This window comes from Rhodoglobus sp. G.S.23 (genome assembly GCF_056675935.1).
In genome coordinates this window covers 835085-850379 of sequence record NZ_CM155237.1, presented here as the reverse complement: position 1 = coordinate 850379, position 15295 = coordinate 835085, and the positions used below count along the sequence as shown (strand labels likewise).

Here is a 15295-nt window from a genome sequence, read left to right as displayed (position 1 = left end):
AATCGCTGAATGAAGGTACTCAGTGTAATGCCCGGGGCTGAAGATAGCCCCGGGCATCACACATTGAGTATGGAAACTGGGTAAAACTAGGAGCTAATTAGCCCTTGGTTACCTCGTCGTACAGCGGGACAGAGTCCCAACCGAATACAACATTGTCAACGGAGTCTGAGTAGACACCGGTAACGTTCGAGTACCACAGCGGGATCGAAGGAAGGTCGACCAGGAGGATTTCCTGAGCTTCCTGGTACTTCGCCGTTGCTTCTTCTACCGACGATGCGCTTGCGCCCTCTGCGAGGACCTTCTCGAACTCGGGGCTCGAGTAGCCTTCCTTGTTCGAGCCAGCGCCATCAACGTAGAGCGGGCCGAGGAAGTTGTACAGCGACGGGTAGTCAGCTTGCCATCCAGCACGGGTTCCACCGGTGAGCGCGTTAGCGTCACGGTCGTTGAGCGCGTCCTTGAATGTGGGGTATGCCTTACCAACAGCCTCGATGCCGAGCGTGTTGCTAATGCTGTTTGCTACAGCGTCAACCCATGCCTGGTGTCCACCATCGGCGTTGTATGCCAGGTCGAACACGGTGTCACCATAAGGCGAGATCGCGTCGGCTTCAGCCCACAGCTTGACAGCTTCTTCTGGGTTGAAGTCAAGAACTTCAGCTCCCGCAAGGTTGTCAGAGTGACCGGCGATTACCGGCGAGGTGAAGTCAGTCGCGGGAGTGCGGGTGCCCTGGAAGATGACATCCGTGATCTCTGCGCGGTCGATCGACATCGAGATAGCTGCACGACGCAGCTTGCCCTCGTCGCCCGACCAGTGCTCGAGGTAGTACGGCATGTTGAATGCCTGGAAGATCGCAGCAGGCTGGTTTACCGAACGACCCGGGAAGTCCGACTCGTAGGTTTCGAATGCGGAGTCTGGGACAGCATCGAGGATATCGAGGTTGCCACTCAGAGCGTCAGCATAGGCAGCGTCCTGGCTCGTGTAGAAGATGATCGACACGCCACCGTTGGCCGGCTTGCGAACACCGTCATAGTCAGGGTTCGTCACGAGGTCGATCTTGACGTCGTGCTGCCATCCGTCTTCGGCGATCATGTAGGGACCGTTGCCGACGGGGTTCTCACCGAAGGCGTCGAGGTCATCCCATGCGGATTCTGGCAGCGGCATGAATGCCGAGTAGCCGAGACGCAGCGGGAAGTCAGCCTCTGGGTTGATCAGTGCAACAGTGAACTCGGTGTCGCTAACGACGTCGAGGCCAGTCAGCTCTGAGTTCTCGTCATAGCTGAAGCCCTCGATGTTGTCGAAGAAGTATGACGAGCTCTGTGCGTTGTCGAGCAGTGCGCCGTAGGACCATGCCTTGACGAACGAGTCAGCTGTGACCGGCTCACCGTTGGTGAAGGTCCAGCCATCGTTGAGCGTTACGGTCCAGTTTTGTCCATCTTCGGACTCAATTGACTTCGCAACTTCATTCACTACATCGCCGTCAGCGGTGTACGAAACGAGACCAGCGAAGATCGAAGTGATGACCTTGCCGCCACCGGTCTCGGTGGTGTTTGTCGGAATGAGCGACTGCTGTGGCTCACTACCGTTTGTGGTGATGATCGCGGCGCTGTCGCCCTCTGCGGGCTCCTCGCTTGCCGAGCACCCCGCAAGAACTAGTGCCGAGGCTGACAGCAGCGCGACGGCGCTGAAGCCTATGCGTGATCTTTTCAAAGTTTCCTCCTGTGCAGAATTTTGCTAACGGCACGGAATTTGTGGCGCCGCACCGCGCTTGATAGTTCACACCCTAAACGGGGTATTGCCCCATTCAAAACTGTAGAGCCAAACGTTACACACCGGTAACGCCCGTGATGATTATGTGCGGAGGTTGCAGTATTTTCGCGCACAAACCGCAGCGGACAGTGAAATAGTGCGCAAACGCTCGGTGACTGGCGCACAGCATCGTGAGTTAACATCGATCCATGGCGGCCTCCTGCACTACTAGCGAGCGATCACGAGACGAGCTCATCCTCGACGCAGAAAGCCTATTTAGCGGTCGTCATCGCTCCACGATGGCAACCCCTGCCTGCGCCACGCGCGACCCCGAATGACGGCGTCGTCGCCTCTCGCACAATCGCGAGGCAAGCTCTGGGCGGAGATCTCACTTGTGCTCGCGCTCTCCCTTGGGGCATCCGCTATCTACTCTGTTGTATCGATCAGCGACAGACTCACCCGCGCCGTACCGCTTTCGGAACAAACAGCGACGCTCAACAGGTCGCTGAGCGAGCGCCCCAATTTTGATCTGATTTACCAGCTACTGGGGATAACTTTCGACCTCGCACCTGTCGCCCTCGTAGCCTTTCTGCTGTGGAGCGCAACCAAACCGAGATTGTCTCGATTGGGAGTGGACTTTACCCGTCCTGTTCGCGATGGCCTCAGCGGTTTTGTGCTTGCCCTGGTCATTGGTATTCCGGGCATTGCACTCTACTTTGTGGGTCGAAGTCTCAGCATCACAGTCGATGTGGATCCAGCAGCACTCCTGCAGCACTGGTGGACAGTGCCTGTGCTCTTACTCTCAGCACTCCGCGCTGGCATCACCGAAGAAATTATCGTGATCGGATACCTGTTTGCGAGGCTCACAGATGTGGGCTGGAGTCGCTCGCAAATCATCATCTCGACATCCCTACTTCGAGGCACCTATCACCTCTATCAGGGCGTCGGCGCGTTCGTGGGAAACGTCGCGATGGGCCTGCTTTTCGGTTGGCTCTACTCGCGCTACCACCGAGTGCTTCCACTCGTCATCGCGCATACGCTGATCGACGCCGTGATTTTCGTAGGCTATGGCTGGGCGGTCGGCACCTTCCCCAACTTCTTCGGATCAAGCGATTCAGCCAACTAGCGCCCCTCAGGTTCACGCCAGCCAACCTCCAACCATTGCAGGTACCTTTCGATCGGCATGGAGCGTAAAGTGTCGAACATGGCGCAGGAAATAGCTGTTGAAACCGTGCCAACCCGGCTAGTGGCCGGGATGGATTTCTCCACAACCATGGAGACATTGCCTCGCGACATGACTGCCGCGATCAAGAATCTCTTCGCTCAGGTCACCGAGTCGCACGTGACCGAGGCCGGCCCCGTCATTGCCGTCTACACCGAAGCGATGCACCCGGACCGTGCGTGGATGTGCGAAGTGTGTGTTCCTGTTGCCGAAGCTTTCGCTGAGCATCCGACCCTGCGTTGCCACGAGCTCCCTGGCGGCGTTGTCGCGACCGTCACTCACGTCGGTTCCTACGACGGACTAAAAGACACCTACGAAATGGTCTTCGCGTGGTTCTCCGAACACGGCCACACGTATGCAGGAGCACCACGCGAGATCTACCTCAATGGCCCCGATGACGCTCCCGAGGCGCAATTGCGCACCCGGCTGGAGTTTCCGGTCGTACTCGCGAGTGCATAATGCTGCGCGCCCTTCAGGCCCGCACTCCCCGAGGAAGGAACGACGATGAAGTCCAATCCCTATGTGAGCTTCAGGGACAACGCTCGCGAAGCGCTAGCGTTCTATCAATCTGTTTTCGGCGGCACCACCGAGATCCACACCTTTGCCGACTTTAACGCGAGCGAAGATCCCGAAGAACAAGAGTGGGTCATGCACGGCCAGCTCGAATCCCCCGCCGGAATTACGCTGATGATGGCCGACACCCCCAAGGCCATGGAATACTCCCCTGGCGGATCGATGTCCATCTCCATCGCTGGCTTTCTCAGCGAAAAAGCGGCCCTAGAGGCCTATTGGGAGAAGCTGTGTGACGGCGGCCAGGTGACCATGCCCCTCGGAAGCATTGCCGACTGGGGCGGAACCTTCGGCATGGTCATTGATCGCTATTCAGTTACTTGGCTAGTGAGCATTAGCGACGACAACGAGACTCGCTAAGCGTCACGCGTTCGATCGGCAACTCTCACCGGTAATTGACGCTACGAACAGTTCGGACGACAAGCACGCTGGGTGAGAGCATCCACGAGCACCTTGCCGAGATCCTCTGGAACAGCGGCTGAATAGGCCGCTCCGCCCGTTGACTGCGCAATTGTCTTCATGGATGCGAGGTCAGTGTCTGGGCCAAAACCGATCAGGAGCACCGGGACGGGCTTCGTCGGATCTTCAATTGCCTTGAGACTGTCAAGAAGCGTCTGCAGATCAATGCCGTTGTCATCCTCGTTGTAGCCATCGGTGATGAGCAGAACCGAGTTGACCTTCGAGGGATCGTAATCTTCTTTGACTCTCTTTACCGCCGCCAGAATGGTGTCGTAGAGGCCTGTGTATCCATAGATTCGATCCGGCAGCGACGCAATAACGCCGTTGATCTGCTTCACGTGCGCGGGATCAGAGAGCGGAGCAATCGGCGACAGATCTTCCCAGTCTTGACTGCCAACACGGTTCTGCGAGAAAACCCACACACCGAGTTCAGCCTCGCCAGAGAACTTTGACAGCGCCTCGCTTGCGGCGAGCTGGAACACGTCAATTCTTCGAAGCCCATTGTTTGCCGGATCGAGCATAGAACCAGAGGTATCAATCACAACGAGAAGCCGCGAACGAAGAGTGAGAACACTCCACGCGCGCAGAATTTCAATCTGAACTGCCGCGCTTGCGGTCGGCTGAGCCGCGGTTGAGGTTTCTGTAACCCCGGCCATCCGCAAATCACCCCCACCATCAGCATCGCGGAAACCCGCATCGGCGAGCACGTCAGCCGCAGAACGCGCTGCCGCTGACAGCGCGGTGAGGAGTTCCTTCGGAGCACCCGCCGTCACCGGCGCGCTCTCATCAACGGCAACAGCATCCTCGCCGTCACCGGCTGCACCGGCGGACTCTTGGGAATCACCGATCGCAACGACAAAGGGGTACGTCAATTCGACTGTTCCATCTGTCGGATAGAGCGCGACTATCGGCGCTGCTGACGACGACGAGTTGTGAGCTGCGACATCGCGCTCCGTTGTCACGACAACAGTAGGAACTGTGGCCTCTGCGGCAAGCTCGAATGCGGCCTCTGCGGAAGATGGGATTGTCTTGCCCATAGCGATCATCGCCCCGGCAAACTGTCGCGGATCAGTCTCAGACGAAACCGACTTCACTTGAGCAAGCCCGGCGAGACTTGCGGCCGACGACTCCGGATCGGGCAACAGAGTGCTTACTGTTCCAGATAGCAAGGTCGCCCACGACAGCGGAGTCTCGGCAAGGGCCGATACCTGTGACGCTGAGCTAGCAAACACCACAGGCGTGCTCGCAATATTGTCGTACGTGTCGAATTCTGGTGCGGCACGGCCTAAGGAAATCGCCGTAGTCGCTGCGCGATCGAGCCAAGCGCTCGAGTCGGGAACCCACGCATCCAGGTCTCCAGCAACACCAGTAGCGAAGAGTGCTGCAGTGTCCGCAGAGACAAGGGAACGAATCTCCGTTGTCGTGCAGTTGACGGAAGTCTCATCAAACTCTGCCGCAATGATCGTGAGCGCCGGCGCGATCGATGGATCCGCAGCAACAACGATTGACCGCCTATCGTTGCATCCCCCGGCGATCGAACCGAAAGCGCTACCGAGCCACCCGACAGCACCAAACTGGATTCCCGCAACGGCCACTGCCACAACGGAAACCAGCACGATCGGCACCATCCACCAGCGTCGCTTAAGCCTCTCCAAGAAAGACTTTCGGTGTCGATGCCGGCGGCTAGTCACGAGGGTCTCCAGTCGGTGAAGCGGCGCAGGGAGGTCGTCGGGTCGACCTCACGCCGTACACCAGACGGACACTACAACATGAAGCGAGAAAATATCCAGCAAATCACGAGAAAATCTTCGCGCGCACAAAGCGATCCCAGTAGATCACTGTGTCCCGCATTCGGGGGACACATTTTTGCGTCGCCCAACCTTCGTCTCGACGCTCCACGAGCGAGGGATTAACCGCGTGAGGCGCATGCAGAAACGGACTGGACCGATTCCGCACGCGCCTCACGTCGACTAGCGAACTAGCAGACAGACCGTGACCAATACTTTTAGTGCGCGAACGCCTCAATGGGCGGGCACGAGCAGACCAAGTTTCGGTCGCCGTATGCGTTGTCGACACGACCAACCGGTGGCCAATATTTGCCAGACACGAGCGAAGTCAGCGGATAGACCGCTTGCTCGCGCGAATAGGCATGCGGCCAATTGCTCGACACCGCAGACTGCGCGGTGTGCGGTGCATTGACGAGAGGATTGTCGTCGGCCGGCCACGTTCCGGCCGCCACGGCATCCGCTTCATCCTTGATCGCGATCATTGCGTCGATGAAACGATCGAGCTCAGCGAGGTCTTCACTCTCGGTCGGCTCGACCATGAGGGTGCCCGAGACCGGGAACGACATCGTCGGGGCGTGGAAGCCGTAGTCGATCAAGCGCTTTGCGACGTCGTTATTGTCGATTCCTGTCGCTTCCTTGAGCGGACGTAGGTCGAGAATGCACTCGTGAGCGACAAGTCCGTTGTCTCCGGCATACAGCACTGGGAAGTGCTCCCGCAGGCGAACTGCGATGTAGTTGGCCGAAAGCACAGCGGCACCCGTTGCAGCCTTGAGGCCCTCCGACCCCATCATGCGAACATAGGCCCACGTGATCGGCAGAATGCTAGGGCTGCCATAGGGTGCAGCGCTGATTGCTCCCCCAGCGTGAACATACGGGCCAGCTTCGCCGGTCTGCATGTCAAACGCAGGGTGGTGATGGCTCTGAGCCATCGGATGTCCTGGCAAGAATTTGGCCAAGTGCGCTTTCGCGACAACCGGTCCAACACCTGGCCCGCCACCACCGTGAGGGATGCAGAAGGTCTTGTGCAGGTTGAGGTGGCTGACGTCGCCGCCAAAGTCACCGAACCGCGCATAACCGAGCAGGGCGTTGAGGTTGGCACCATCAACGTAAACCTGTCCACCAGCGTCGTGCACCGCCTGCGTGATCTCACGCACTTCGTGCTCGTACACACCGTGAGTCGAGGGGTAGGTGATCATGAGGGCAGCGATTTCACTCGCGTGCTCGGCGATCTTGGCACGCAAGTCTCCAAGGTCAACGTTGCCGAGGTCGTCACAGGCCACCACAACGACGCGCATTCCGGCGAGCACTGCGCTGGCAGCGTTCGTGCCGTGTGCACTCGAGGGGATGAGGCAGATTGTGCGGTCTAGGTCGCCGTTGGCTCGGTGGTAGCCCCGAATCGCGAGGAGGCCAGCAAGCTCGCCTTGGCTGCCAGCGTTCGGCTGCAGCGACGCGGTGTCGTAGCCGGTCACTTCGGCAAGCCACGATTCCAGGTGCGAAATCATGACGAGATAGCCGGAGACATCTTCCGCGGGTGCGAAGGGGTGGATGCCCGCAAACTCTGACCAGCTCACCGCTTCCATCTCGCTTGCCGCGTTGAGCTTCATCGTGCACGAGCCCAACGGGATCATGCCGCGGTCGAGCGCATAGTCCTTGTCGGCGAGGTACTTGAGGTAGCGCATCATGCTCGTCTCCGAGCGGTGCGTGTTGAATACCGGGTGGGTGAGGTACTCGCTCGTGCGGTTAAGAGCGTCGGGGATGCTGACATCCTCTGGGCTGTAGGAGAAGCCATCATCAAGCCCGAACGCCTTCGCGAGGTCGTTCTTCTGCGACGCGAAGATACCCTCGTACGGCTGTGTCGAGACTTCATCGAAGCTCAAACGCACGGTGTCGGCATCCACAACATAGAGAAGGATGTCGAGCTCGAGCGCCTTGGCGGCAATTGCGTGTGCTTGCCCCTTCTTGGTTACCGAAAGGGTGTCGAAGAACGTCTCATTTTCGACCGTGTAGCCCGCAGCGGTCAAGCGTGCTGCGAACTTCGCCGTGTCGTGGTGGATGCGCTGGGCAATCCGCTTGAGGCCCTGGGGGCCGTGATAAACGGCGTACATCGAGGCCATAACGGCGAGCAACACCTGAGCTGTACAAATGTTGGAGGTCGCCTTCTCGCGGCGGATGTGCTGCTCCCGAGCTTGCAACGACAGACGGTAGGCGGGGTCGCCAGCCGCATCCTGAGACACACCAACAAGTCGCCCAGGAAGCTGACGTTCGAGCCCCTTGCGCACCGACATGTAACCGGCGTGCGGTCCACCGAAGCCCATCGGAACACCGAAACGTTGTGTCGTTCCGACAGCAACATCGGCACCAAGTTCACCTGGCGACGTGAGAATCGTGAGGGCGAGCAGGTCTGCGGCAACAACAGCGAGTCCGCCGTGAGCCTTGACCGCCGCAATAACTTCGCTGGAATCCCACACACGACCGCTAGCGCCCGGGTACTGGATGAGCGCACCGAAGCATTCCGGTAGCTCAGGGTTCGCTCCCAGCGTTGCCAGGTCAAGCTCAATAAGCTCGATACCGACAGCCTCCGCCCGATTCTCCAACAGAGCCTTGGTCTGAGGAAGAGTGTCAGCGTCGACGATAAACACGTTCGATTCCACGCGAGTAGCACGGCGAGCGAGCAGCATGCCCTCGACAGCCGAAGTGCCCTCATCGAGCATCGAGGCGTTCGTCGTCGTCATGCCAGCAAGATCAGCAACCATGGTCTGGAAGTTAATCAACGCTTCAAGGCGCCCCTGCGAAATCTCGGGCTGGTACGGCGTGTACGCCGTGTACCAGCTGGGATTTTCGAGCACATTGCGCTTGATGACGGCCGGCGTAATGGTGTCGTAGTAACCGAGACCAATCATGCTGCGACGCACCTTGTTCGCGTTGCCGAGGGCACGCAGTTCGGCGAGCGCTTCCCGCTCCGAAGCCGGAGTAGGGATCGTGGAATTGACGACCGGGGTCTGGTGGATCGCTGGCGGAACTGCGGCATCGACAAGGGCTTCGAGGCTGTCGTAGCCGACGGCGGCAAGCATGCTCGCCTGAGCGGCAGCATCCGTGCCGATATGACGGTCGGCGAAAGTGCCGCTGATGTAAGGGTTGGGCATTATTCGCCTGTCAGTGCGGTGTATTCGTCGAGGCTGAGCATCGACGGAAGTTCGGTGAATTCGATCTTGACCAGCCAGCCTTCGCCGAAAGGGTCGCTGTTAACGAGTTCTGGGCTGTCGGAGACGGCGTCGTTGGCTTCAACGACGGTTCCCGTAACGGGAGCGAAGAGTTCACCTACCGACTTCGTTGACTCAATTTCGCCGACAATTTTGCCTTCAGCGACGGTGGCGCCCACCTTGGGGAGGTCGACGAAGACGATGTCACCGAGCTTGCCCGCGGCAAAATCGGTGATGCCGATGGTCGCAACGTTTCCATCAACGAGCACCCATTCGTGCTCGGCGGTGTACTGCAATTCGCTCTTCTCAGCCATGATCAGGCCTCTCTCTTATAGAAGGGTAGGGAAACAACGGATGCAGCAATGCGACTGCCCCGCACATCAATGTGAAGCTCGGTGCCGATCTCGCTCACGTCGGGATCGACGTAGGCCATAGCGATCGGGTGACCCAGAGTCGGCGAAAGTGCACCGGAGGTAATGATTCCGACCTCGGTGTCGCCGTGGAAGATGAGATAGTCTGCGCGACCGGCACGACGGCCCTCGGCGGTGAGTCCGACGAGAACGCGAGCACCGGCATCCGGTCCTGCTTCGATTGCAGTGCGGCCAACAAAATCGCCATCCTTGCTGAGCGCAACAACACGGCCAAGACCAGCCTGAACGGGGAAGGTGCTGAGGTTCAACTCGTGACCGTACAGCGGCATGCCCGCTTCGAGGCGCAGAGTGTCTCGGCACGCAAGGCCGGCGGGCACGAGACCGAGAGGTTCGCCAGCGACCGTGAGCGCTGCCCAGAGGTCGGCTGCGGCATCCACCTGAATGTAGAGTTCGAAACCGTCTTCGCCGGTGTAACCGGTGCGACCAATGATGAGGTCGGTGCCGGCGAACGTTGCGGCCGTCTCGCGGTAGTACTTGAGTTCGTCAAGCGGCGTAGCGAAGTCGGTGAGACCGGCAGTCGCTTCGAGAATCGCCCGCGAAACCGGGCCCTGCACAGCGATGAGCGCGTAATCGTCACTCTCATCGGTGACAGCAACATCAAAGCCCGCAGCGCGCTCGGAAAGTGCCACCGCTGCGGCAAAACGGTTCCCCGCGTTTGCGACAACCAAGAAGTGATCATCACCGAGACGATAAGTGACGAGGTCATCAATGATTCCGCCGGCCTCGTTGAGCAGCAGACTGTATTTTGCCTGAGCCAAGGCGATGCCGGAAAGCTTGCCAGCGAGCGCGAAGTCGAGAAACGCACCAGCATCGGCACCACGCACATGAATTTCGGCCATGTGAGAGATGTCAAAAATGCCGGCTGCCGTGCGCACCGCATGGTGTTCGGCAAGGTCTGAACTGTATCGCACCGGCATCATCCACCCGGCGAAGTCGGTGAAGGTGGCACCCAACCGCTCATGAATGCTGTTCAGCGGCGAATACCTCACGACAGCAGGTGAAGATTCAGCTGGTGATGCTGCAGAATTTGATACATCGGTCACGGAGTTCTCCCGGCGCGTGGCTAGTGAATAGAACTCCCCCTCTGTGATGAGCCTGAGAGCTTCACGCACCTTCAAACTAGTGCGCTTTCACCGTCGGCGGAACCTCATGGTGATGCGAGGTTCTCTTTCCAGAGTGGCCAGTGCGATGCGGTACATGAACCTGAGAGATTGGCGGGGAGGCTTGCTCCTTCGGTGCCGTGCTGGCGTCTAGTCAGAAAGATGACCAACGCCGTGTGCCCGGCTCTCCCGCATCGTGTTGCGGCCCGATGTTCAGTTGTTAGCTCAGCATAGCAATGCTGGGCGGATGCTCGCGCCTCTGTCACTGCCAAAAGGGTTAGAGGAGCGCTGAGCTGAGCAGCAAACTCGTCTCACTGTTGACGACGCCGTCAACGTTGCGCATGCTCGCCAGCACTCTGTCGAAGTTACTCAGGCTGTCGGTGCGGATGTCAGCGACGAGATCCCAGGCGCCATTTGTGGTGTGGAGTTCGTGAATCTCGGGAACTCCGCGCAGCTTGCGAATCACGGCATCCGTCGACCGCCCCTCGACCTCGATGAACGATATTGCTCGAATAGTCGACGGGTCCCGGTCTTCGCGAATGCGAACCGAGAACCCGAGTACCGTTCCACCACTAACGAGGCGGTCAATACGACTAGTGACGGTTGCCCTCGTGACGCCAAGTCGGCGTGACAGGCTCGCTATTGACTCTCTCGCGTCGGCCCTGAGGGCGGCGAGAAGACGTCGGTCGAGATCATCCAATTGAGGCATGAGCAAATTGTACAATAGCGCTCTCAATTTTGCTCAGTTGTTGTGAACTAATCGCGTCTAATGGTTGTTGTGTGTGCATAGTGCATATTCGTAACGTGGGAACCAGCAACACCGAAACGAAGGGAGTGACATGGTCCACTATGTAGACGTCAACAACATGGGGCGCTGGATTGCCGACACCGGAATCGAGCCAATCATTATGGGCATCGTCAGCTACCTTGAGCAGGATTATGCCAAGTGGCCTCAGTTCGACAAGTCCGCTCGCGTTGCCGCTCATTCGGCAGAGGGCGTTATCGAGCTCATGCCAACAAGCGACGGCGAAACGTACGCCTTTAAGTACGTTAACGGCCACCCCTCAAACCCAGGAAACGGCTTCCAGACCGTCACCGCTCTCGGCATGCTCGCGCGAGTTGACAACGGTTATCCCACATTCTTCTCAGAGATGACGCTGCTCACAGCGTTGCGTACCGCGGCAACATCGGTACTCGCCGCTCGCGCCCTTGCTCGCCCTGACGCACAAGTGCTCGCCCTCATCGGCACCGGTACCCAGTCAGAATTCCAAGCACTCGGATTCCGCGCAGCCTTTGGTATCACCGAGTTGCGCATCTGGGACACCGATCCCGCTGCCCTCGACAAGTTCATCCGCAACCTTGAACCACTCGGCTTCCAGATTGTGCGCGCGACCTCTGCAGCGGATGCCGTTTCTGGCGCCGACATCGTCACCACCTGCACGGCAGACAAAGCGAATGCCACAATTCTCACCTCCGACATGATCGAGCCGGGCATGCACCTCAATGCAATCGGCGGCGACTGCCCAGGTAAGACGGAGCTCGAAGCGTCAATCGTGCGCGACGCAACGGTGTTTGTTGAGTTCCCCGAGCAGACCCGCATCGAGGGTGAGATTCAGCAGCTCGAAGCAGACTCGCCGATCACCGAACTGTGGGAAGTCTTGGCTGGCCGCGCTGCCGGTCGCACCTCGCCAAGCGAAGTGACCCTCTTCGACTCTGTTGGTTTCGCGATCGAAGACTTCTCAGCGTTGCGCTACGTTTTCGATGCTGTTCGCGGCACCGATTACGCGACAGATCTAGATCTCATCGCCAATCCCGCCGATCCGAAGGACCTGTTCTCACTCGTCTCGCGCGCACCAGCGCTGACCGCGTAGGCCCTCAGTGAGCGTTCAAGCGCCGTCCGCCGCCGTTCTCATTCGCCCGCATCTGTTTACACCGAATAGTCAGACCGCGAGCGACAACGCATTCCAGTCGACCGATCCCACCCGCACTCCGGATGAGATTGCTCGCGCCGCGTATGCCGAGTCGACGATGGTGGCGGAGACGTTGCGCGACGCTGGTGTCAACATCCACGTGTTCGAAGACACGGAGAGCACGCGCCCCGATAGCGTGTTCCCCAATAACTGGTTTTCAACGCACAGTGGCGGCCGTGTTGCGGTCTACCCCATGTATGCACCGAATCGTCGCACTGAGCGTCGCACCGATGTCGTCGAAATGCTCAAGCACGACTTTCGCGTGCAAGATGTTGTCGACTATTCCGGTCTAGAGCACGACGGAATTTACCTTGAGGGCACCGGTGCGATGGTCATCGACCACACCAACCGGGTTGCGTATGCGGCGGAGTCGCACCGCGCGAATCCGCTCGCGCTGGAACGCTTTTGCGCCTCATTCGGCTATGAACCGATGATGTTTGAGGCCCGTGATAGCCACGGGGTGCCGATTTATCACACCAATGTGATGATGTGTATTGCCACGGATTTCGCGATGATCGGTCTCGATTTGATTGCTTCTGGCGATCGTCGGATGGAGATCGCGGAGCGCTTGACGGCACCGGGACGCACTCTCATCGACCTGACCGCAGACCAGATCGCTAACTTTGCCGGAAACGCACTAGAGCTCAAGGGCTCGAGTGGGCGCATCTTGGCGTTGTCGACGCGCGCGTTGTCGAGCCTTACTGCTGCGCAACGTTCAGTGATTGAGGCTAGCTGCCAGATTGTGCCCTTGGATATTCCGACGATCGAGTTGGCTGGCGGGTCGGTGCGTTGCATGGTTGCTGGCATCCATTTGGATCGGCGTTCACGAATGGCTTCGGATGTTGCTGCCGGCGTTCCAGCCGCCGGTTCTGCCGAAACAGCACCGACGGCTGGCGCGTGATCGACCTGAGGCTCTGACGGGTCCCTCCGTCGTCGACTCGGGCCACAGAGCACTGCGACGCTAGGGCGACGCAGTGCTCTGTGTTTTCGCTAACTGCAGTTCGGGCGGCAGTCGCGTTGGGACAACGCCTCGAGCATCACATTGCTGAGCTCGGTGGGGTTGTTTGCTTGGTAGGCCGTTCCGCCGGTGGCTTGCGCAATCTTGCGCATCGCTTCGACGTCGGTGTCTGGCCCGATTCCGACGAGCACGACAGGCACTGGTTCGTCGGTGTTTTTGTCGATCATTGCGGTGAGGTTGTCGAGAAGTTTCTGCAGCGAGATGCCGTTGTCATCTTCGTTGCGCCCATCTGTAATGAGCAGCACTGAGTTGACCTTGTCGGCGTTGTACTCTTCGCGCACATGGGTGACGGCAGCGAGCACAGTGTCATTGAGCCCGGTGTATCCATTGATGCGGGCGGGTAGCGAGTCGATGATCGCCTGCAGGTTTTCGACATGCTCGGGGTCGTTCATCGAGCGGATGCCGGCGACATCTTCCCAATCCTCAGCTCCGACGCGCTCTTTGGAGAACAGCCACATTCCGAGCTCGTCGTCTTCTGAAAGGGTGCTGAACGCATCTTCGGCAGCATTTTGGAACATCTCGATGCGGCGTTGCCCGTCCCAAGCCCGTTCGAGCATCGATCCAGAAACGTCGACGACCGTCAGGATGCGTGAGCGCAGGTTGAGTGCGTTCCAGTTGCGCAAGATCGAGACGAGCTCGGTGGTGTCTCCCACCGACTTGGTTGCCGTCGGTGCGGCGATAACACCGGAAGCAAGAATCTCCCCTCCCCCGGCGTTGTCACGGAAGCCTTCAGCGTTGAGCACCGCGTCTGACCCGCGGACCAGTTCGGCGAACTCTTCAAGCAACGAGGCCCTCGTGGTTTCTGCTTCTGCAATCGTGGCACGCTCCTCTTCTGTCATGCGCGACAATTCGAGTTCCGAGACCGTTGTGTTTCCCACGAGTACGAAAGGGTACGTGAGGGCTGCCGTGCCTTCAGCGGGATACAGCGCCACTAGCGGATCATCCGGATGGGAGGCATTGTGCGCCACAATTTCGCGCTCCGTTGCCAACGCAACCATGCGCGAGTCTGAAATTTGCAGTTCGGTGAAAGCCGCTTGAGTGGAGTCAGGAATGGAACGACCGAGAGTGATGAGGGCTCGGTCGAAATCGGCCGGATCACCATCGGAAGCGAGATCGTTGAGAGTTGCGAGCGCGATCATGCTTGCGGCTGAGCTATCGGGGTCGGGTAGCAGAGTGCGATAGCGGCCCGAAAGTACCGCCGACCATCCGACTTCTGCAGCCTCAAATTCGCCAACCTTTACCGCAGGAGTCGCAAACACCAGAGGACTCGATGCAACCGAGTCCCACTCCTGAGTTACCGGGACTTCGCGACCGAGTGAAGTGGCAGTGCTTTCCACGCGATTGAGCCACACCGGCGAATCGGGAATCCAGGCGTCGGCACCGGTTGACGTTCCCGAAGCAAGCAGGGCTGCAGTGTCAGCGGAACGCTGCGTCACGACCTTGGCAGAGAGGCACTGGCCGATGTGCTCTGAATTGAAAGCATTGGCAACGGTTTGGACTGTCGACGAAATAGTGGGATCGGCGACAACAATGAGCTCGGTAGCGTTGGAGCATCCGAAAGTCTGGGCGACAAAGTCGTCAAGCTTGTTTTGCGCTGCGAGAGCCACAATCGCGCCGCCGCTGGCGAGCGACAAGGTGAGCAGCGTCGCCAATGCGGGCGTGCTTATACGAATGAGCCAAGATTTAAGTGTTCTTGAACGGTGGCGGGGTCGGGACACGGGGACTCCATCGATCACGGGTGCACTCGGTTTCGGGGGAACCGAGAGTTGACCCCCTTTCAGAGGTAATGCACAA

The 15295-nt window shown here is 58.9% G+C and carries 12 protein-coding genes and 2 riboswitches; of the genes, 5 read left to right on the top strand and 7 right to left on the bottom strand.

All coding sequences use genetic code 11. The features are described from left to right. Window positions 1-97: 97 nt before the first annotated feature. Window positions 98-1705, bottom strand: coding sequence for a peptide ABC transporter substrate-binding protein (locus AC1ENN_RS04095; protein WP_480406733.1), 1608 nt, complete (start codon window positions 1703-1705; stop codon window positions 98-100). 373 nt (window positions 1706-2078) lie between these two features. Here AC1ENN_RS04095 and AC1ENN_RS04090 point away from each other — a divergent pair, with 373 nt between their 5' ends. The 3 genes from AC1ENN_RS04090 (at window position 2079) to AC1ENN_RS04080 (ending at window position 3896) form a co-directional block, all read left to right on the top strand. After that, window positions 2079-2870, top strand: coding sequence for a CPBP family intramembrane glutamic endopeptidase (locus AC1ENN_RS04090; RefSeq protein ID WP_480406732.1), 792 nt, complete (start codon window positions 2079-2081; stop codon window positions 2868-2870). A 78-nt stretch (window positions 2871-2948) separates the two neighbouring features. Beyond that, window positions 2949-3425, top strand: coding sequence for a GyrI-like domain-containing protein (locus AC1ENN_RS04085; RefSeq protein ID WP_480406731.1), 477 nt, complete (start codon window positions 2949-2951; stop codon window positions 3423-3425). Between the two features lie 45 nt (window positions 3426-3470). Beyond that, window positions 3471-3896: a VOC family protein gene (locus AC1ENN_RS04080; protein ID WP_480406730.1), complete on the top strand. Its 426-nt coding sequence runs from the start codon at window positions 3471-3473 to the stop codon at window positions 3894-3896. 41 nt (window positions 3897-3937) lie between these two features. Here AC1ENN_RS04080 and AC1ENN_RS04075 read toward each other — a convergent pair whose 3' ends face one another. From AC1ENN_RS04075 to AC1ENN_RS04055, 5 genes are all read right to left on the bottom strand, one after another. After that, on the bottom strand, window positions 3938-5650 hold the full coding sequence (locus AC1ENN_RS04075; RefSeq protein WP_449648653.1) for a VWA domain-containing protein: 1713 nt from the start codon (window positions 5648-5650) through the stop codon (window positions 3938-3940). Between the two features lie 350 nt (window positions 5651-6000). After that, window positions 6001-8925: an aminomethyl-transferring glycine dehydrogenase gene (gene gcvP, locus AC1ENN_RS04070; protein ID WP_480406729.1), complete on the bottom strand. Its 2925-nt coding sequence runs from the start codon at window positions 8923-8925 to the stop codon at window positions 6001-6003. Then, window positions 8925-9296, bottom strand: coding sequence for a glycine cleavage system protein GcvH (gene gcvH, locus AC1ENN_RS04065; protein ID WP_449648655.1), 372 nt, complete (start codon window positions 9294-9296; stop codon window positions 8925-8927). Before gcvH ends, gcvP begins: the two co-directional genes overlap by 1 nt. A 2-nt stretch (window positions 9297-9298) precedes the next feature. Then, window positions 9299-10456 (bottom strand): glycine cleavage system aminomethyltransferase GcvT, encoded by a 1158-nt coding sequence (gcvT, locus tag AC1ENN_RS04060; RefSeq protein WP_480406728.1) that lies wholly within the window; start codon window positions 10454-10456, stop codon window positions 9299-9301. Between the two features lie 34 nt (window positions 10457-10490). Further along, window positions 10491-10593, bottom strand: a riboswitch (glycine riboswitch). A 1-nt stretch (window position 10594) separates the two neighbouring features. Beyond that, window positions 10595-10715: riboswitch (glycine riboswitch) on the bottom strand. 75 nt (window positions 10716-10790) lie between these two features. Next, on the bottom strand, window positions 10791-11222 hold the full coding sequence (locus tag AC1ENN_RS04055) for an Lrp/AsnC family transcriptional regulator (RefSeq protein WP_449648657.1): 432 nt from the start codon (window positions 11220-11222) through the stop codon (window positions 10791-10793). 130 nt (window positions 11223-11352) lie between these two features. Here AC1ENN_RS04055 and AC1ENN_RS04050 point away from each other — a divergent pair, with 130 nt between their 5' ends. Together AC1ENN_RS04050 and ctlX are read left to right on the top strand one after the other, a co-directional pair. After that, entirely contained in the window at window positions 11353-12384 is a 1032-nt protein-coding gene (locus AC1ENN_RS04050) for an ornithine cyclodeaminase (protein ID WP_480391879.1), read from the top strand. Between the two features lie 7 nt (window positions 12385-12391). Next, complete coding sequence (gene ctlX, locus AC1ENN_RS04045; RefSeq protein ID WP_449648659.1) at window positions 12392-13384, top strand: citrulline utilization hydrolase CtlX; 993 nt, start codon at window positions 12392-12394, stop codon at window positions 13382-13384. Between the two features lie 89 nt (window positions 13385-13473). Here ctlX and AC1ENN_RS04040 read toward each other — a convergent pair whose 3' ends face one another. Beyond that, window positions 13474-15135 carry a VWA domain-containing protein gene (locus AC1ENN_RS04040; protein WP_480406727.1) on the bottom strand — a complete coding sequence of 554 codons (1662 nt, stop codon included), beginning with the start codon at window positions 15133-15135 and terminating at the stop codon, window positions 13474-13476. Window positions 15136-15295: the final 160 nt, after the last annotated feature.